This window comes from Maridesulfovibrio pacificus (SeqCode), from assembly GCF_048612815.1.
Taxonomy (GTDB): Bacteria; Desulfobacterota; Desulfovibrionia; order Desulfovibrionales; family Desulfovibrionaceae; genus Maridesulfovibrio; species Maridesulfovibrio pacificus.
This window is the reverse complement of the sequence record NZ_JBLZNE010000001.1, coordinates 3,489,549-3,506,844: the sequence shown is the minus strand read 5'-3', so window position 1 is coordinate 3,506,844 and position 17,296 is coordinate 3,489,549. Positions and strand designations below refer to the sequence as shown.

Below are 17,296 nucleotides of genomic sequence, written 5' to 3'. Positions count from 1 at the left end.
TAATCAAGCGAAATGGGAAACGTTTTTGCTAAACAATCCGGGTGGAGGCCGCCTCAATGGTCAAGGCTCTTTCTTATCTCGGCTTCAGCCGGGTTGATATGGCTTAGTCTACCATCGGCTCCTTTGTTGGCACTGCCGTTTGTCGCGCTTGTTCCGTTCGCCTTCGCGCTTCGCGGGTGCAGTCCATGGAGCGGACTGATTTGGGGATGGGGTGGCGGGACGCTTATCTGGAGTGTTTCCATTTGGTGGGTGTTTAACGGCTCCGTCAACATGATCGGCATGTCTGCACCCGGAGCTTTGGCCTCGACTGCCGTCCTTTGTTTATATCAGGGACTGCCCTATGCTCTACTTGGACTTGCCTGCGGTTGGATGGAGCGACGCGGCCACAGGCCCGGACCGTTGTATTGCGCTGCCCTACTGGGTTTACTTGTGGCTTTGCGCCCGGTCATCTGCCCCGGTACACCTGCGGTGGTAAATTTACATCGCTTTCCTGTCGCTATTCAAACAGCAGATCTGGGCGGGATGTATTTTGTCGGCTTCCTTGTTTTCCTGTCCAACTGGCTGGTGGCCGATATTCTGGCCTCTCTGCGTACTCCACGCAAGGCCGTTGCGAACGCGGCCTTACTCATAGTCCTGCTGGGCGCAATGTTCGGATACGGAACATTCCGGCTTGAACAAATCAAACACCTTGCCGGAAATGCCCAAGCGAACGAATTCCTCACTATCACCTCTATTCAACCGAATATTCCCCTTAAAGGCCGGGAAGGGCTTGACGATTCCGGACCGTTCTTAGGCAATACCGAAACCATGGTCCGGGAAACCGAGCGGGCGGCTGACAGATTCGGCCCCGCCGATCTGGTCCTTTGGCCTGAGCTGCCCGGCGATGAGAGCGGGGATTGCGAATCCTTGCTCTATTCGGGTGTTAATCATGCTGCACAGGAGTCCGGAGGGCCGATACTTGCCGCATTTGTAGAGCACGAATACGGCGACAACAAACTCGTGCTTAATGTTTCAAAAGCCCCGGGTGAGACAGAAAGATGTATAAGTACGCAACGTCTCAAGGCCAAGTACAACGCCCTCTGGCTTATCGGGGAAGACAACTGCGGTCCAGTCTACCGCAAAGTGAAGCTGGTGCCGTTCAGCGAGCGGGATCCCTTACGTAAGGTAAAGACTTTGGTGGGGCTCCCGACAGAGGAGAGCCTCGATTATTCTCCGGGGGCCGGACCCGTGGCAATAAATCTGGAAAACGGCAAGCAGGTGCAGCCGCTGATCTGTTTTGAGAGTGGATTCCCCCTCTTCACACGGGATGGTGTAAAGCTGGGGGCGGATGCCTTTGTCAGTGTTTCCGATGACGCATGGTTCGCTTCAGAGACAGCAGCGCACCAGCATCTCTCAGTTGACATCTTTCGTTCAGTAGAACTACGCCGTCCTCTTGTCCGGTGTTCCAACAACGGAGCCGGAGCGCACGTCCGCGCAAGCGGCGAAATTGTCCCGGAAACTTTGACCCCCATGGATGTGCGCACATTCCGGCAGGCACGGCTGTTCTGCCCGCAGGCAAAGACGTTCTATGCGCATATGGGCGACGCGTGGTTGTGGCTGTTAGCCGTCGCTGCGGCCTGTCCGTTGCTGAGCGCGTTGCTCGCCCCCCGTTCCACCGATTAATTGTGTTGCGTCTTGGTATTATCTACACTATACTCCGCATTATTGTTTTTATACACAGAACTCCCTAAAGGATAGAGACATGAAACAAATGCTTTTCAAAAAGTTACCATTGTACTGTTTCAAAGGGACCGTTGTCCTGTTCGTCAGCATTATCCTGTTCGCCGGGCCGGTTTTGGCTGGAAAGAAGCCATCTGTGGAGACTTGTGAGGAAATGGGCCTGCTCGATGTTACTTGCATAATATGCGCTACGGGCGAACACAAGGGCATGTACTCTGTGAAAGCCGAATACGATCCGGAATATAAAGACTGCGGCAAAAGGTATAGGGAAGCATGCCGGGAATGTGCGAGGGTCTACAATCTTGAATATAGCAAGACAGGCGTTAAATGGTCCCACTATATGGGGGGAACAATATACAAGGGATGGTATCCCAAGAGCTGTAAACACTGATCGCAAATAAAACACGAGAGCGTATCATAATCTTTCTCTAATCAAATACAAGTGACTCCAAGATAGAATTGGAAACCAGCATGCCGTTCTTGGTCAGCCGCAGGTAGCCTGCGCTAATACGCACCAGACCGTTCTTATGCAGTGCGCTGATGATGGAAGCTTTTTCCTTGGTCAAGTCACGTCCGGTAAGTTCCGTATAGTCAGAAAGCTTAAGACCTTTTGATGTACGCAGACAAAGCATGATCAATTCCTGAGCCTTGATTTCGTCAGTCAGTTCCTCGAAATCTTCTCCCAAAAATTCACCGCGCACTGCGGCGTCATACTCATCCAGATAGCGAGGGTTGGTGAATCTGCGGTTACCGATTGTAGAGACTGCGGACGGCCCAAGACCAAGGTAATCAAGACGATCCCAATACCCTTGGTTATGGCGGGAAATAAAACCCATGCGCGCGAAATTTGAAATCTCGTACTGAATGTAGCCCATGGCTTCCAGATATTCGGCACCGTAAATGAACATACGGGCCTGCTCCCCGTCGGGAGGCAGTTCCATATCCAAATCCTCAGCACGTTGCCCGAAAACGGTTCCCGGTTCAATAGACAGCCCGTAACAGGACATATGCTCCGGCTTAAGCTGCACCACAGCCTTGAGTTCGTTATTCCAGTCTTTGACCTTCTGGCGCGGCAGCCCCCAGATCAGGTCGATGCTGATATTGCCGAACCCGGCCTTGCGTGCCGTGTAGTATGCATCAGCTGCCTGCCTTGCGGAATGCGGACGGCCGAGCATCTCAAGGTTGCGGTCATCAAGGGACTGAAAGCCTAGGCTGAGCCGATTGATGCCCATATCGTAAAGGGCCTTGAAATATGAAAGGTCATTGGCGGAATCGGGATTGGCCTCAAGGGTAATTTCCATGCCTTTGGTAAATCTGAAGTGCTTGCGCAGGGCATCCATGATCAGTTCTAGCTGGAAAGGCGGGATCAGGCTGGGAGTGCCTCCACCGAAATAGACCGTACCGATACATGGATTCTTAAGTCTTTTACCCCAGAGCTCTATCTCGGAAAGCAGGGTTTTCATATACCATGCAAAACCGACCTGTTCAAAAGGCTGGGAATGGAATGCGCAATAGTTACATTTGCGTTTGCAGAAAGGCACGTGGATGTAGACCAGAAGATTTCTGGCCTCACTGCCGTCTCCACGCAACAACGGGGCATTAAAAAATGCGGGAGTCAGTCCCATTAATAGAAATTCCTTATCCTTACCTGCTGATCCACAAAGTCGCCCCTTCCATTTGATGCAGGAGCTTTACACTTAACGAACGGGGAAACAGCTTTTCAATGGCTGTCTTATCATGCTTGCCACGTCCGGCAGCCACAGCGGCGTACGGTTTTCTGGCAACTTCCGCAAGGATAGCCTTGGTAACATCGTCATTGTCAACAACAAGCTCCCTGATGCGTTCCGGAGCTACGCCGTTGCCTTCAAGGTGTTCGCGGGTAATATTAAAAATATCTTCTGATGTTGTCGCACCCTTTTCCCGGGAGTCATGGACATGAAACATGGTGATGTCATGATTGGGATTATCTCCAAGCACGAACCCTACATGATCTGCAATTCTCTGCGAAGGAGCATCTTCATCCACGCAAAGCAGCACATCCTTTCGTGCGAGCTCTTCCGGGCATTTGCAAAACCAGAGTGGAAAGTCAACCTCTTCCCATATTACCTTGGAACCGACACTGTAATCGAAAAATTCTTCGAGCACGGACTGAGCCTGACGACTTAGTATAACCGCATCGTACATCCCCTTGTGCCCTTCCTGAACGATCTCGCGTGCAGTATTTCCACGGGAATGGATACTCTTCACATCAATCTTGCTCTCGTCACAAAAACTGTTGTCAATGAACCACTGCCTGATTTCATCCAACAGATTGCGTCCCTTTGCCAGCGCCCCCTTGCTCCACGAATTCATAGGAGGAGCAACATGAAACAGAGTAATGCGCACATCGCAGGGAGAGTGAAAAAAATTCTTTATAAATCTGACCGCATATGAAGATGCTGAGTCCCCACGGACACAAACCAGAAGATGCTTTTCCATGTTTACCTCATTCTGTTGCTGTCGAACTATAGGGAAAAGCAGTTAAACTGCTTTTATATACAGAAGCTAGTTTTAGAATAACCATAGAGAAGCATTAAAACAAGCTAGTTTTTTTTCAAATCATTCTCATAACGCTCGTTTTCACTGAACAAACACCCGCAATACTGCTGGCGATAGATTCCCATTTCCTTAGAACGCTCAATACCCTCTCTCCAGCCTTCCCGGAAATCGTAATAGTAAAATTCACATTTACCATTCCCGGCCATATCTTTCCCGAGTTCGGCAATACGTTCATGCTGCTGAAATTTGCTGTAGAGCAAGGTGGTGGTGTAGAAATCAAACCCGCCGCGCTTGGCAAGGGAAAGAGTCCGCTCCAAACGATCAGCATAGCAATGGAAGCAACGATTGGCCTCACGAAAGGCAGCATTGCGGAACCATTTCTTGGAATCGTACTCATCCAGCCTGCCGATGACCTTCACATTCATCTTTTCACAGACTTCAAGAAAACCTTCCCGGCGGCGCAGGAACTCCTGCAGGGGGTGAATATTGGGATTGTAGAAAAATGCGGAGACTTCAAAGCCCTGATCGCGCAAAGCATCAATTGTTGTGATGGAACACGGACCGCAACAGGCATGAAGAAGTATTCTTTTAGAAGACATATTATTAAATTATTAGAGGGGGAGTGTTTTAACACTCCCCCTCTAATTTATTAGTTATTCATTCCACTGAATTTCGATGTTGATCTTGGTATCGAACATCTTTTCGTATTGGTGAATTGCATCCCGCTTGTGGTTGAGCAGGTAGAGAGCCAGCTCTTCCTCGGCATCGTAAACCAGCGGGGATTCACAATTGGGTTTGCGAAGCATGCGATAAATATCTTTGATGGCCTGCATAGACTGCCATTCCATGTTTCGGCGAATACCGGTGCCGTCACAGCAGGGACAAGCCTCGGTAGAAACCGCAATGGCAGACGATCCCAAACGCTGGCGAACCAGTTCCATAAGCCCGAAACGGGAAATACGGCCAACATCGGTCCGCGCACGGTCGCCTTTAAGAGCAGCGCGCATGGTCTTTTCCACCTCGCGGCAATGTTTGGGATCCTTCATCTCAATGAAGTCGATCACAACCTGACCGCCGAGGTCACGCAGCTTGAGCTGGCGGGCGATCATCTCGGCACTTTCCTTGTTGGTCTTGAGGGCCATTTCCTTGAAATTGCGCTCTCCGCCGATCTTGCCGGAGTTGATGTCGATAGCGGTCAAAGCCTCGGTCTGGTCGAAGACAAGGCGCCCACCGGAAGGCAGGTTAACCTCGCGGCCGTAAATCTGCTCAATCTGCTTAATCAGATTGAACCGTTCCCAGAGAGATTTATCAGTATCGGAATGGAGTTTAACCAGATTGGCGCGACGCGGGAAAGAAAGAGTTGCCAGTTTCTTAACCTGCTCAAGGGTTTCCTGATCATCAACCCAGATTTCCACAACATCGGAAGACAAATAGTCGCGAACGGCACGGGCGGCCAGTCCCATCTCCTCATATACGAGGGACGGCGGCTTGGCATCCTGTCCTTTTTCACGGATATCATTCCAAAGACGGGTCAGAAACTTGAAATCGCGGCGCAGGGCGGATTTACTCTGTCCCTTGCTGGCGGTACGAACGATAACGCCCACCCCGTCTCCGGGGTTGACCTCGTCAATAAGTTCCTTAAGCCTTTCGCGCTCTTTCTCGTCTTCAATCTTGCGGGAAATACCGATCTGCTCACGTCCGGGAGTAAGTACAAAGTAACGGCCCGGAATGGAAAGATAAGAAGAAAGGAATGCACCCTTCTTGCCGGTAGGCTCTTTCACTACCTGTACGAAAATTTCCTGCCCGGGCTTGAGAACCTTCTGGAGCAGTGGGTAACGATGCCCTTTCTTAAGCTTGTAAGCACCCTGATAATATTCAGGATGCACCTCATCAACCTGCAGGAAGCCATTACGCTCGGCCCCGTAGTTGATGAAAGCCGCCTGCAACGCGGCATCGATGTTATGAATGTAACCTTTGTAGATGTTACCTTTGGTCTTGGCCTGATGGAGCATTTCTACGTAATACTCAATAACCTGACCTTCCTGAGTCAGCGCAACTTCCACCTGTTCGCCGGGGAGAACGCTGATAAACATTTTTTCTTTTTTCTTCTGCTTTTTACCTGTCATTTTTAATCCAAAGAAAAGTTTTTTAAATTTTCCCCGGACTCAGCAGCTAAATTCATGATTCTCCGTCAAGCCTGCAATCGTAATAAATATCATTTCCAGTCTGCCTGACGTGCAGTTTACCGCTTTTTTCCAGTTCTGCCAGAACCTGTTCCACCCTTTCCAAGGGGATATCAAGTGCTCCGGCGAGCTGTTGCGCTGTCTGCGGCCTGCGCATGATAGAAGCCTGAATCCGGTCAAATGCGTGGGAGCCTTCGCCCTGCACATGGGCAATGGTCTCATCACCGCTCCTTTTCTTTGCGTCGGTATCCGGCCCGCAATCCCTGTCTTTACAGGGCGCGGCATCAAGAACCTTTTTCCAGCGGCCTAGGGTCTCGGAATCAACCGGACCAGCCTTCTCCAGAGTACCTGGACGCGAAAGTGTGACCACATCAATGCGGTCCGGGGCAAGTTCAGAACAGAAATCTTTCATCAAAGAGAGATTTTCGTCCGAATCATTGTATCCCCGTGAAAGGAGCACTTCCAGAAAAATCTTACCATTGAACTCCTTGCGGAATTCGATCAGGGCTTTGGCAATTGCCGTAGGGTCGGTCCCTTTGCACGGCCTGTTTATGGCCCTGAATTCCGAAGCAACAAGGGAATCCATGGACGGAAGCACCACATCGGCTTCCAATAATTCCCTGCGCACTTCGGGGTCCGTCATGGCGGTCGCGTTTGTCAGCACGGCCACAGGCATTGACGGGAAAAGTTTTTTTATGCCGCGAATTACTTCGGGCATTTCAGAGTTGAGAGTCGGTTCCCCGAGTCCTCCAAGGGTAATAAACTCAGGCGGCTGATGCCCCTCCTGCTTCCAATTTTCTAATTCACTAAGAATCTCAGCCGCGGGCACATAAACATCACGTTCACCAGTGAGCAGATCAGTTTTGCCCACTTCGCAATACACACAATCCATAGAGCAGACCCTGCGTCCAAGCAGGTCCAGCCCCAGTGAACGACCTATCCTGCCGGAAAAAACCGGCCCGAAGACATATCTATAACCCATAACGGCCTCATCAAGAAGCAAAAAATACTTTTAATTTTGATGCGCTTCGCGCTTTTGACGAATCTATTTCGTCTCCGGCGGGCAAAGGGATAATCCCCTCTGCGCTCCCTAATAGTTTTAATTGGCAATAAACGATTCAAACGTCCTGCCGTAATTCCAACTGTGATTTTTGCGGGAGATGTGTAAAAATAGCTGCGCGAAGATAAATTTCATTCAATGCGGTAGTTAAGCATTTATTCTTAAATGTCAAAAAACTCAAGAGATATATATGTGACACAGATGGTGCTTTATCCGCCCTCTGAATGCATTAAATATTGACTTTGAGCGGTTTCATCCGTAATCGGGCCATAGAACAATTCAGGAGGAAGTCTAATGCTTGAAGCTGGACAACTAATTTTGCTCGTTAACCCCAAAGGCAAGCGCTACCTGCGCACTCTTAATGCAGGGGAAGAAATACATACACATGACGGCATGATGTACACCGATAACATCCTCGCCGCCGGGTACGGAAAGGTTGTGGAAACCCACCTGGGCCACAAATACCAGATCCTCAAACCCACCATTTACGATATCATCAAGGGCCTCAAACGCCAGACCCAGATCATGTACCCCAAAGAGATCAGCTACCTGCTGCTCAAACTGGGCATCGGTCCCGGCACCCGTGTAGTCGAATCCGGCTCCGGTTCCGGCGGCCTGACCACCGCACTGGCCTTCTACGTTGGTGATACAGGTAAGGTATACACCCACGAAAAACGCCCCGAATTTTACAAGCTGGTCCGCAAGAACCTTGAATGGGCCGGACTTGAGCACCGAGTTGAGCAGTTCAACCTGAACATCGAAGACGGCTTCCTCGCCAGCGATTGCGACGCCCTCTTCCTCGACGTACCCAACCCCTGGGATTACCTGCACCACATTCCAAAAGCAGTAATCCCCGGCGCAATGTGCGGTTTCCTGCTGCCGACCACCAATCAAGTCAGCGATCTCCTGAAGGCCATGGAAGACATGCCTTTCGAAGAGCAGGAAGTCTGCGAAATTTTAGTGCGTAACTACAAGCCCGTCGCAGAACGCCTGCGCCCCGAAGACCGCATGGTAGCCCACACCGGATACCTCGTCTTCGCCCGCAATATGGCAGGCTGCGAAATGAGCGTAGAACCGCCCAAGAAAAAGCGTGAGAATCGCGGCAAGCCCGCTGCTGATAAGTATCATGTAGATAGAAAAGATATGATTCACGCCAAGAAAGACGTGCCAGAAACTACCGAAGCTGCTGAAGAGAAGAAAGCTGAATCCAGTGAGGAGAAGGCTGAGTAAGTTCGGTTGTGGATAGTTAAGGTTTTAAAGATGAAAGCCGGGTCTTCGTGAGGAGGCCCGGCTTTTTTAGTTTGTTAAATACGATTTTTCCAGTGCATAGGATTTCTACTCATGTGCATAATTGCTACAACCAGCAAACAATCCTGACGGACTTGATAAATTACAGCGTAAGGAAATCGTGAAATACGTATCCGCCGTGTTCTTCTGGAGATCAAAGACCAAGCTTCAGGGTGTTCTTCCATGCGAGAAAGTGCACGCTTGACTTCAGCCGCAAAATCAAACCCCAACCCGGCACTCTGCTCATTATACCAAGAGACTGCTTCGTTTAGTTCCTGCTGCGCACAGGAAAGAAATCTGATCATTATTCCTGCTGCCCTATACGGTCAAAAACTTCATCAGCAGAAACGGAATCTATTTTCCCTTGCTCATAAGCGTCTATCCGGCTTTCGGCTTCATTGGCCCATTTGCTGTCAATGGATTTCCGCCTTGAATCAAAGCTTGCCAGCAAAGACTCAATCAGTTCGGCTCTCTGTACCGGTGCCAGTTGCAGGGCTTGATCAGTGATGGTGGTAAGATCAATCATTATACGGCTCCTTCTTAGATGCTAAATATAGCTAAAAGCGTGAGGAGTTTCAATCTCATTAGAGGAGAGCTGCCCATAAGCCTGAGAATCGCTACAAACCAGCAGCCTATATGTATCATATAGATGGTCTCCGTGAGGAGGCCCGGCTTTTTCGTAAAAAAAACAAATTTAGTAAAGAGTTTTCTTTTGTCTTGATGAAGGACGATACTCAGGTCGCAAATAGGTCTGATTACATCTCTTGCATTCAAACTTGTTCGCCATTTCTTGTACACGAATAAATTTATCTTCAGCATGGCATTTAGTACAATATCTTATCACCTTGCCGTCTTCTTCAGCTTCCCACAGTCCATATTTACTATTAAATTTTAATTTATCTTTCATCTCTAAAGCTAGTTTCAATTTCTCAATTTCTTCATCTTTCTCATTTATCGCTATTTTAACCTGTGAAAGCTGAATGGTTGCGTTAGCCAAAGCTTCTGTTAAATTAGCTAATTGCAATTTTAAATCTGCTTGCATATTCGCATCACTAACGTCTTTGATATTCTTTGTAATATCAATAGCACCTTTAATAACGCCTATTGTCGACTGAATCGCTGTAATGGGGTCCATTTTTAATCTCCATTTCAAGCTAAAAAACTCAACTCACCCGCTCCAAAACCCCACTCAAACTCTTCAAAACATACCCAGCAATCAACTCAATAAATTCAATCTTGTCATCCTCAAGATTACGCTTCTCCAAAGCATTGTAATAAGCCAGACGACTCTCGGTATCCCCGGCGATATTAACTACCAAGTAACCACGCTGCATCAAGATTAAATTCATTACTAAACGTGCGGTTCGTCCGTTGCCGTCTATGAATCGATGAATGGTAGCGATACGCTCATGCACTTCCGCAGCGAGTACAACGGGATGCAGTACAGGCTCATTTTCAGCATACCACGAAACCATCTGCTCCATAAGGATAGGAACCTGCCACGGCTGCGGAGGGATGTGTCGGCTACCGGAAATAGCTACGGGAACACTGCGATAGCGTCCTGCGTTTTCGCGGTCTATGCCTTGCAGGATGATGCCGTGAATATCTTTGATGACCTTCTCTGAAAAATTTGTGGATTCTGCGGTCAACTCGCGAACGTACTGGATAGCTTCGTAATGGTTGACCGCTTCGAGGTGCTCCTGCATGGACTTTCCACCGATGGTCAGACCCTTGTTGATAACAAGGTCGGTCTCGCGCAGGGTCAGGGTGTTACCTTCAATGCGGTTACTATCATAGGTATATTCAATATTCAGCGCTTCCACGATCTGAGGACTGACGGAATCGCGGCATGCATCAAGCTCTGCTTTGCGCTCATCAATTTCCCTCAATAACGCAGTCAGGGATTCGGATTTAAGGTAATCAGTAGGCATAGAAACTCCTTTAACACAAAGTATTTGCTTAGCCTATGAAGGTCAATCGGCTATCAGAGAATGACCCCCCGCACTCAAACGAGTACGGGGCTTTGCAACACATTCAATAAAATGACTAACACCCTCTAATCCTCATAAAGAACCAGAGCTCCAGCAATAACATCACACATGGGCAGTTCACTTCCGCTGACACCTTCAATACAGGCTTCCAGCCATCCGGACTGCAACCTCTCTGTATCTATTCCATACCCAACATTATCAGCCAGCAGCGATAAAAATTCACGCAGGGCTCTGCCATTGCCCTCACGAAATGGATGAGCAAGATTAAGCTCAATCATGTAATACGCTGCTCGCTCCACAAAATCATCAGGATCGTACCCAGTGAGATAATTCTCACCTTTCAACTCATCTAAAAGATCGATTACTGCACTTTCTATATGTCGAGGATTGGCGAAAAGAGTTGCCCCTTTACTTATGGAGACATTTCGTTCCTGGCCGGCCCAATCGTAGACATCTTGAAATAAATGGGAATGAATATCTTTCAGGTGCTGATAATCTAAACGACCTTGCGGCAGATCCTCCATCATGCGACTGGCAACAGAAAGGCGCTCAAACTGATCAAGCGCCTCTTGGGTTTCATGTCCGCCCTTGTTTTTCAGGACGGAAGATTCTTCATATGTGTATGCGTCTCTATGGGCGTATCGCGTGGGCATTCGGAAACCGCTCTTTCAAAAGTGTAGTACGTTCTTCAAAGGAACATCCCTTTTGGATACACTCTTCAAAGACACTAATTTCTTCAGTGGTTAAATGAAGCCCTTCAATGGCTAAAGAAGCTTTTGCATGCTTAAAGCGACGACGCAAAACATCCGTTTTATCTTTGGGACGTTTAGCGGTAGCGAAAGTATATTTTGATGTCTTAGTCATGCAAAAATAATAATACCTGCAAATTAAAAAGGCAACTGCAATAAAGCCCCGCACTCAAACGAGCGCGGGGCTTTTCAAATCTCCAACAAAACTTCAACAACTAGCGGATATGCTTATTAATAGCATCCTCATCCTTACGGCGTTGCACCTCGTTCGCTACCACGGCAGGCACGCAAACCATATCTACGGGACTGAAGATGGTCCGCAGGGATTTTGCTAACACCAAGGCCACCGGGATACCCACAATTGAGATTGCCAGACCTACTATCTGACAGATGGTTATCACCGCGAAGATGATCCCGAAGGGAATCCATAGGATCATGATGATTGTGGAATATGCTTCCCAAGCGGGATTGCTTTCCACATTGAGATCCTCTTTGGAAACCATGGACCAGCTGAAGGGGGCGAACAGGAACTTACTGTACTGGATCAAACCCAGACCGAGCGGCGAGGCTACTACGGTCAACACCAGCAGTGAGCCGAGCAGGAAGAACATGATCGCGTTTATGAATCCGAAGAAGGGGAAATACCATAAGATGTTTCCGAGTGTTCTCATTTTAATCTCCAAATTTTAAAGTACAACCGTCCACAATAACCAGCATTGCAGAAGCCTGTATATTCTCTTTTCCCCTTATCCCGAAAAAACATCAAGTCTTTCCCGCATACAAAAACACCCCGGCACGACCATACTAGGACGCACCGGGGTTTACTTACATTCAAATAACAGCCGAAATTATTTCGACCATTCCCTGATCTTCTTGATTTCTTCCTGATCCACCTGAATGTGTTCCAAGAAGGCCTGATGCTTTTCCGGGTAAAGCTTTTCAAAAGCCTTATGCCAGTTGTGCATGTTCTCGTCACTGAATCCGGCCTCGCGGAAGATTTCAGTCCATTTTTCCTTATCCATTGTGCTCTCCTGATCTTGGTCTGCAACCATGTGGCCGCATGGCTGCGGTTATATTAATCTGCAGATTGCTGCTTATTATTTCTTACGCGCGATGTAGAAGGCATAACCCACGGCATGCCCATACTTACGCATGATTTCCATTTCGCGGCGCAGGTTTTCTTCCAGCACTCCCATCTCGGAATTATCTTTGTTGTCTTCGGCATATCCCGGCAGATTACGCTCCATTTCGGCGTAATAGATATCCCACCAGTCAGATTCAGGCTCGATGAAATAACCGGTCACCTCGTAACCATGCCTTTCCATGATTTCGATATTGCCACGCACGGACTTCATTTCCGGATAGATATTCTGGAAGAACTCCACTGCTTCATCGGGACGCTCGTCGCCGAGCCATGCCAGTTCACTAAGGCAGATGTAACCGCCCGGCTTGATGAACTTCTTCCACTTGGAAACACCGTTCTCAAAACCTGTAATGAAGATGGCACCTTCGCACCAGATCATGTCATATGACTCAGCGTCATAATCCATCTCGTTCATGTCGCCGAGAACGGTTGTAATGCGTTCTGTAAAGCCTGCCTTGGCAGCTTCCTTATCCAGCACATCCAAGACGGCCTGACGATTGTCGAGGGCTGTAAACTCCATATCCGTGCTTTCGCAGAGAGCGATGGTCTCAATTCCTGTTCCACAACCGATGTTGAGGACTCTGGCATTTTCAGGCAGGCCGCGAACCATGCTCAAGGCTTTCCTAGTACTCTCTACACTTCCGGGCCCAAGCTTTGCCAGTGTGTCGAAAAAGTTCAAAAACAATTTCATATATTTCTCGCTGATTTGTTGTACTTTGATGATCCTTTGCGGTCCTGAAGACCACTTGCGGATCAGACGGATTTCATCGTCCGGTATCTGCAGGTATTCAAGAAACTGCTGATGCTTATCAGGATGGGTACGCTCAAAAGCCATGTGCCAGTCTTCCATATCCTTTTCACTGAAACCGGAAGAACGCAGCACTTCGGTCCAAGCTGCCTTGTCGAGCTTTGCGGACTTCCCCGCCGACCCACTTTTCAGAATACCGGAAATAAACTCCCGCTGTTCATGCAGGGAGGAAATATCCTCATTCAATTCCTTGAGCCGCGACTCCAGTACCCCGGTTATACCACTGACAGGCGAATCAAGGATCACCTTGATCTCCTTAAGCGGTATCCCAGCTTTGCGGTAATGGCAGATATGAGCCAGTCTCTTTTCCTCCTTCGCACCATATGAGCGATACTCACCTTTCATATGAGCAGAAGGGGAAAGCAGCCCGATAGAATCATAGTAAAGCAGTGTACTGCGCGAGAGGCCGTACTTTTTAGCCAACCGCCCCACAGTCAAACCTGACGATGTTTTAACCATATTTAACTCCATGCATAGCTATGCGATGAACCTAACATGAACTATGAAGTTGTAGACAGGTCAAAGACTTTTTTGATGCTTTGAAGTCAAAATTTTCAAAAGGATTGTCACTTACCAACTCAATTGTTATTATTTAACAATATATATGGAAATCACTAACAACATGCCCAGATTAAGAGGATTCTCAATGAAGTTACTTAAAAATAATTCAGTTATCTTAATCACATTTATTCTGCTTTCATTACCAACCGTATCATATGCTCAAGACAACGCTCATTATCAGGCGGCTATGGAGTTAACAGAACTTACCTATGATCCTGATATGTTTTGCAAGGGATTTCTCTACACAGCTACAATCGCATTTGGAGGTCAAATCAACAAAAATCCAGAACTTGCTAAATACAAAGAGCAACTCATAGAAATATTTCAGGATGTAATCACAAAAGCTTTTTATGAGAAGAGAAATCAGGATCTCTTTAAACAAACATACGCTGAAATTTATACGCAAGAATTTAGCATAACCGAACTACATGAAATATCAGCATTTTATAAAACCAAAGCAGGTAAAAGACTGATTAAGAAAATGCCTGTAATATTGAGCAAATGGGAGCAACGGGCAAACCAGATCGCCAGCAGTATCATGTCGTTAAAATATGAACAGATGCTTGAAGAAAGAATGGCCGAATTAATAAAAAGTACATCAGTTTATAAGTAATTATTAACGATCAGTTCCACTTTATCAAAAAAGACCGCAATATCTCGAAAGATATTGCGGTCTTTATTTTTGCTGATTAGCCAAGCTACACAGCGAAGCTCAACTAAAAAGTTTTGAAGAGTCCAGAGAAACTTTTCCCAAAAGTTTCTTTGGCCCTCGGAGAGCCGCCGGAGGCATTATGCCTTTGCGTCAGCCTCGTCCTTAGCGCGGATCTCAGCGCGTTTGATCTTGCCGCTGATGGTCTTGGGCAATTCTGTCACGTAATCGATGATACGCGGGTATTTGTAAGGCGCGGTAACCTTCTTAACGTGATTCTGCAATTCCTTGGTCAACTCCTCACCGCCTTCGTAGCCGGGAGCGAGAACAACGGTAGCTTTTACAGCCTGACCGCGTACATCGCAAGGAACGCCGGTTACAGCGGCTTCGACGATAGCGTCGTGAGTGATCAGCGCAGACTCAACTTCGAAGGGTCCGATACGGTAACCGGAACTCTTGATCAGATCATCGGTACGGCCGAGGAACCAGTAATAGCCGTCCTCGTCCATCCAAGCCTTGTCACCGGTCTGGTAGTAACCGTCGACCATGACATTTTCGGTCTTCTGCGGCTCATCAAGATATCCGGTGAACAGACCAACGGGACGGGGATCAAGCTTGACGCAGATCTGCCCTTCTTCACCCGGAGCACAAAGGTTGCCTTCGGTATCGATAAGCGCAAGATCCCAGCCCGGGCAGGGCTTACCGATGGAACCCGGCTTGGGGGTCATGTTGGGGAAAGTTGCGATCTGAAGCACGGACTCGGTCTGGCCATAACCTTCGTAAAGAGGCAGTCCGGTAGCTTCTTTCCAAGCTTCGAAGACTGATGCGTTGAGCAGTTCACCTGCGGTGGTGCAGTGCGTGAGCGCGGAAAGGTCGTACTTTGAAAGATCTTCGCGGATCATAAAACGGTAAACTGTGGGGGGAGCGCAGAAACTGGTGACCTTGTTGTCAGCCAGAACACGCAACAGTTCCGCAGGCTCGAACTTACCACGGAAATCCCATACAAAGACCACAGCACCAGACATCCACTGACCGTAATATTTACCCCAGACAGCCTTGCCCCAACCGGTATCAGCAAGGGTCAGGTGAACGGCACCGGGCTCAAGATCATGCCAGTAGGCACCGGTCACATAGTGGCCAAGCGGGTAGTTGTGGGTATGCTCAACCATCTTCGGCTGTCCGGTGGTGCCGGAAGAGAAGAAGATGAGCAAGGAATCATCACCGCCGGCGCAATCAGCCGGACGGGGGAAAGAATCGGAAGCTTCATCACAGATGGTTTCGAAATCGAGCCAACCGTCATGCAGATCACCTTCTCCAGCCTGAACCATTACCTTGAGCGACGGGCAGCTTTTGTGAGCTTCATCAGCACGGTCAGCCACGGAATCTTCAGCGATGATGCCTTTGATCTTGGCGAAATTCACCCGAAATTGAATATCCTTCACAGTGAGCAGGTTCGGTGAAGGTACGGGCACAGCACCTATCTTGTGACAGGCCAGCATGGATACCCACCAGTCAATGCGGCGGTAAAGGATGATCATGATGCGGTCACCCTTTTCAACCCCGGCCTTGCTCAGCGCATTGGCGAGGCGTGCGGACTTTTTGGAAAAAAAGTCGAAATCTTTTTCAGTGCGGGTGCCGTCCGGTCCGATATGGATCATTGCCAAGCGGCTGGGATCATCAGCGGCAATCTTGTCCACGCAGTCAAAGGCAAAGTTGTAATTTTCGGGAACTTCGGTCTTATATTCGGCACAGAACTCTTCGTAAGAGCCGTATTTCTGCTTTTCCATTATATTATATCTCCACGGAGGATAGTTTTTTATCCTGATATTTGCTGTTGGTTGACGTTAAATCCTCAAATGTAAAAACCGTGTTTTTTACCGCAGGCCGCGTGTGTACTGATGAAAAGCAACTGGCGACCTGTAGCGTGACATCCAAAAATAAATTTTTATTTATTTTTTTTAAAATTCATCCAGATGAATTTTATGGGTGCCACGCTAGAGAATGACGTCCAGCATGCGAGCGGATTTGCCGTCAAGACCTCGCAGAGCGTGGGGAGTATTGGAATCAAAGTAGAGGGAATCGCCTTCTTCAAGCTCAAGCACGGAATCGTCGAGCCTTAACTCAAGACGTCCTTCAAGCACGTAAATGAACTCCTGCCCGCGATGGGTGGTGAAATTCATCTCGGTAACCTCTTTGGACGGAACTTCGACCATGAAAGGTTCCATGCGGCGGCCTACGAAAGTAGAAGCAAGGTTCTTGTAGTCGTAGTCTTTACGACGGTCGACATTAAGACCTTTGCCGTTGCGCACCAGTGCGTAGTTGGTCAGATGTGCCTCACTGCCGGAAATCAACACTGTCAGGCTGACTCCGCAAAGGTGGGCCACATCCATCAGATAACTGACCGGAATCTCCACAGTACCGGATTCGTACTGCGCAGTACGCTCAGGGGTAACCCCGACCTTCTCGGCCAGCTCTTCAACGCTCATGTCCATTGCATCACGCAGGCCCGCAAGCCTCGGTGCAATTTCTTTATAAGCCTGTTCGTTACTCATAGTTCCTCCATTTGCCTCCGGCGGCTTAAACCCTTTTGCAAAAGGGTTTAAGAAT

20 protein-coding genes are annotated in these 17,296 nt (G+C 48.4%); 4 read left to right on the top strand and 16 right to left on the bottom strand.

From position 1 onward, the window contains the following. Positions 1–12: 12 nt before the first annotated feature. Both lnt and ACNI23_RS16220 read left to right on the top strand, forming a co-directional pair. Positions 13–1,662, top strand: a complete 1,650-nt coding sequence (gene lnt, locus ACNI23_RS16225; RefSeq protein ID WP_420250265.1) for an apolipoprotein N-acyltransferase — start codon at positions 13–15, stop codon at positions 1,660–1,662. Positions 1,663–1,741: 79 nt separating this feature from the next. Further along, positions 1,742–2,110: a hypothetical protein gene (locus ACNI23_RS16220; RefSeq protein ID WP_420250264.1), complete on the top strand. Its 369-nt coding sequence runs from the start codon at positions 1,742–1,744 to the stop codon at positions 2,108–2,110. Positions 2,111–2,147: 37 nt separating this feature from the next. On the opposite strand, the gene hemW is transcribed toward ACNI23_RS16220, so the two are convergent. The 5 genes from hemW to ACNI23_RS16195 form a co-directional block, all read right to left on the bottom strand. Further along, positions 2,148–3,344: a radical SAM family heme chaperone HemW gene (gene hemW, locus ACNI23_RS16215; RefSeq protein WP_420250262.1), complete on the bottom strand. Its 1,197-nt coding sequence runs from the start codon at positions 3,342–3,344 to the stop codon at positions 2,148–2,150. 19 nt (positions 3,345–3,363) lie between these two features. Beyond that, the gene (locus ACNI23_RS16210; RefSeq protein WP_420250260.1) at positions 3,364–4,197 is read right to left on the bottom strand and encodes a universal stress protein; all 834 of its coding nucleotides are present in this window, start codon (positions 4,195–4,197) and stop codon (positions 3,364–3,366) included. A 104-nt stretch (positions 4,198–4,301) separates the two neighbouring features. After that, complete coding sequence (locus ACNI23_RS16205) at positions 4,302–4,856, bottom strand: epoxyqueuosine reductase QueH (RefSeq protein WP_420250258.1); 555 nt, start codon at positions 4,854–4,856, stop codon at positions 4,302–4,304. A 54-nt stretch (positions 4,857–4,910) separates the two neighbouring features. Next, positions 4,911–6,383: an Rne/Rng family ribonuclease gene (locus ACNI23_RS16200; RefSeq protein WP_420250256.1), complete on the bottom strand. Its 1,473-nt coding sequence runs from the start codon at positions 6,381–6,383 to the stop codon at positions 4,911–4,913. A 52-nt stretch (positions 6,384–6,435) separates the two neighbouring features. Continuing rightward, positions 6,436–7,422 (bottom strand): radical SAM protein, encoded by a 987-nt coding sequence (locus tag ACNI23_RS16195; RefSeq protein WP_420250254.1) that lies wholly within the window; start codon positions 7,420–7,422, stop codon positions 6,436–6,438. Positions 7,423–7,794: 372 nt separating this feature from the next. Here ACNI23_RS16195 and ACNI23_RS16190 point away from each other — a divergent pair, with 372 nt between their 5' ends. Continuing rightward, positions 7,795–8,730, top strand: a complete 936-nt coding sequence (locus ACNI23_RS16190) for a tRNA (adenine-N1)-methyltransferase (protein WP_420250252.1) — start codon at positions 7,795–7,797, stop codon at positions 8,728–8,730. A gap of 74 nt (positions 8,731–8,804) precedes the next feature. Here ACNI23_RS16190 and ACNI23_RS16185 read toward each other — a convergent pair whose 3' ends face one another. From ACNI23_RS16185 to ACNI23_RS16145, 9 genes are all read right to left on the bottom strand, one after another. Next, positions 8,805–9,092, bottom strand: a complete 288-nt coding sequence (locus ACNI23_RS16185; RefSeq protein WP_420250250.1) for a type II toxin-antitoxin system RelE/ParE family toxin — start codon at positions 9,090–9,092, stop codon at positions 8,805–8,807. Continuing rightward, complete coding sequence (locus tag ACNI23_RS16180; RefSeq protein ID WP_420250248.1) at positions 9,092–9,313, bottom strand: addiction module protein; 222 nt, start codon at positions 9,311–9,313, stop codon at positions 9,092–9,094. Before ACNI23_RS16180 ends, ACNI23_RS16185 begins: the two co-directional genes overlap by 1 nt. Positions 9,314–9,481: 168 nt before the next feature. Continuing rightward, positions 9,482–9,922 carry a hypothetical protein gene (locus ACNI23_RS16175; RefSeq protein WP_420250246.1) on the bottom strand — a complete coding sequence of 147 codons (441 nt, stop codon included), beginning with the start codon at positions 9,920–9,922 and terminating at the stop codon, positions 9,482–9,484. Between the two features lie 28 nt (positions 9,923–9,950). Next, entirely contained in the window at positions 9,951–10,718 is a 768-nt protein-coding gene (locus ACNI23_RS16170) for a Fic family protein (RefSeq protein WP_420250244.1), read from the bottom strand. 125 nt (positions 10,719–10,843) lie between these two features. Continuing rightward, positions 10,844–11,431 (bottom strand): Fic/DOC family protein, encoded by a 588-nt coding sequence (locus tag ACNI23_RS16165; RefSeq protein ID WP_420250243.1) that lies wholly within the window; start codon positions 11,429–11,431, stop codon positions 10,844–10,846. Further along, positions 11,409–11,642 carry a hypothetical protein gene (locus tag ACNI23_RS16160; protein WP_420250242.1) on the bottom strand — a complete coding sequence of 78 codons (234 nt, stop codon included), beginning with the start codon at positions 11,640–11,642 and terminating at the stop codon, positions 11,409–11,411. The genes ACNI23_RS16165 and ACNI23_RS16160 overlap by 23 nt, the downstream gene beginning before the upstream one ends. Positions 11,643–11,742: 100 nt before the next feature. Continuing rightward, positions 11,743–12,198: a YccF domain-containing protein gene (locus ACNI23_RS16155; protein WP_420250240.1), complete on the bottom strand. Its 456-nt coding sequence runs from the start codon at positions 12,196–12,198 to the stop codon at positions 11,743–11,745. Between the two features lie 177 nt (positions 12,199–12,375). Continuing rightward, a complete protein-coding gene (locus ACNI23_RS16150) occupies positions 12,376–12,549 on the bottom strand; it encodes a MerR family transcriptional regulator (protein WP_420250239.1) in 174 nt (57 codons plus the stop codon). A gap of 75 nt (positions 12,550–12,624) precedes the next feature. Further along, on the bottom strand, positions 12,625–13,938 hold the full coding sequence (locus ACNI23_RS16145) for a MerR family transcriptional regulator (protein ID WP_420250237.1): 1,314 nt from the start codon (positions 13,936–13,938) through the stop codon (positions 12,625–12,627). A gap of 187 nt (positions 13,939–14,125) precedes the next feature. Between ACNI23_RS16145 and ACNI23_RS16140 the strand changes: the two genes are divergently transcribed. Continuing rightward, positions 14,126–14,653, top strand: coding sequence for a DUF2059 domain-containing protein (locus tag ACNI23_RS16140; RefSeq protein ID WP_420250236.1), 528 nt, complete (start codon positions 14,126–14,128; stop codon positions 14,651–14,653). Positions 14,654–14,829: 176 nt separating this feature from the next. Here the strand turns inward: ACNI23_RS16140 and ACNI23_RS16135 are convergent, their stop codons facing one another. Beyond that, on the bottom strand, positions 14,830–16,476 hold the full coding sequence (locus ACNI23_RS16135; RefSeq protein ID WP_420250235.1) for an AMP-binding protein: 1,647 nt from the start codon (positions 16,474–16,476) through the stop codon (positions 14,830–14,832). A gap of 207 nt (positions 16,477–16,683) precedes the next feature. Beyond that, positions 16,684–17,241 (bottom strand): helix-turn-helix domain-containing protein, encoded by a 558-nt coding sequence (locus tag ACNI23_RS16130; protein ID WP_420250234.1) that lies wholly within the window; start codon positions 17,239–17,241, stop codon positions 16,684–16,686. Between the last annotated feature and the right edge of the window lie 55 nt (positions 17,242–17,296).

What these genes read in the sequence shown, in the direction of transcription:
- lnt (WP_420250265.1), top strand. Translation starts at nt 13, where the DNA reads ATGGGAAACGTTTTTGCTAAACAATCCGGGTGGAGGCCGCCTCAATGG.
- ACNI23_RS16220 (WP_420250264.1), top strand. Translation starts at nt 1,742, where the DNA reads ATGAAACAAATGCTTTTCAAAAAGTTACCATTGTACTGTTTCAAAGGG.
- hemW (WP_420250262.1), bottom strand. Translation starts at nt 3,344, where the DNA reads ATGGGACTGACTCCCGCATTTTTTAATGCCCCGTTGTTGCGTGGAGAC.
- ACNI23_RS16210 (WP_420250260.1), bottom strand. Translation starts at nt 4,197, where the DNA reads ATGGAAAAGCATCTTCTGGTTTGTGTCCGTGGGGACTCAGCATCTTCA.
- ACNI23_RS16205 (WP_420250258.1), bottom strand. Translation starts at nt 4,856, where the DNA reads ATGTCTTCTAAAAGAATACTTCTTCATGCCTGTTGCGGTCCGTGTTCC.
- ACNI23_RS16200 (WP_420250256.1), bottom strand. Translation starts at nt 6,383, where the DNA reads ATGACAGGTAAAAAGCAGAAGAAAAAAGAAAAAATGTTTATCAGCGTT.
- ACNI23_RS16195 (WP_420250254.1), bottom strand. Translation starts at nt 7,422, where the DNA reads ATGGGTTATAGATATGTCTTCGGGCCGGTTTTTTCCGGCAGGATAGGT.
- ACNI23_RS16190 (WP_420250252.1), top strand. Translation starts at nt 7,795, where the DNA reads ATGCTTGAAGCTGGACAACTAATTTTGCTCGTTAACCCCAAAGGCAAG.
- ACNI23_RS16185 (WP_420250250.1), bottom strand. Translation starts at nt 9,092, where the DNA reads ATGATCAGATTTCTTTCCTGTGCGCAGCAGGAACTAAACGAAGCAGTC.
- ACNI23_RS16180 (WP_420250248.1), bottom strand. Translation starts at nt 9,313, where the DNA reads ATGATTGATCTTACCACCATCACTGATCAAGCCCTGCAACTGGCACCG.
- ACNI23_RS16175 (WP_420250246.1), bottom strand. Translation starts at nt 9,922, where the DNA reads ATGGACCCCATTACAGCGATTCAGTCGACAATAGGCGTTATTAAAGGT.
- ACNI23_RS16170 (WP_420250244.1), bottom strand. Translation starts at nt 10,718, where the DNA reads ATGCCTACTGATTACCTTAAATCCGAATCCCTGACTGCGTTATTGAGG.
- ACNI23_RS16165 (WP_420250243.1), bottom strand. Translation starts at nt 11,431, where the DNA reads ATGCCCACGCGATACGCCCATAGAGACGCATACACATATGAAGAATCT.
- ACNI23_RS16160 (WP_420250242.1), bottom strand. Translation starts at nt 11,642, where the DNA reads ATGACTAAGACATCAAAATATACTTTCGCTACCGCTAAACGTCCCAAA.
- ACNI23_RS16155 (WP_420250240.1), bottom strand. Translation starts at nt 12,198, where the DNA reads ATGAGAACACTCGGAAACATCTTATGGTATTTCCCCTTCTTCGGATTC.
- ACNI23_RS16150 (WP_420250239.1), bottom strand. Translation starts at nt 12,549, where the DNA reads ATGGATAAGGAAAAATGGACTGAAATCTTCCGCGAGGCCGGATTCAGT.
- ACNI23_RS16145 (WP_420250237.1), bottom strand. Translation starts at nt 13,938, where the DNA reads ATGGTTAAAACATCGTCAGGTTTGACTGTGGGGCGGTTGGCTAAAAAG.
- ACNI23_RS16140 (WP_420250236.1), top strand. Translation starts at nt 14,126, where the DNA reads ATGAAGTTACTTAAAAATAATTCAGTTATCTTAATCACATTTATTCTG.
- ACNI23_RS16135 (WP_420250235.1), bottom strand. Translation starts at nt 16,476, where the DNA reads ATGGAAAAGCAGAAATACGGCTCTTACGAAGAGTTCTGTGCCGAATAT.
- ACNI23_RS16130 (WP_420250234.1), bottom strand. Translation starts at nt 17,241, where the DNA reads ATGAGTAACGAACAGGCTTATAAAGAAATTGCACCGAGGCTTGCGGGC.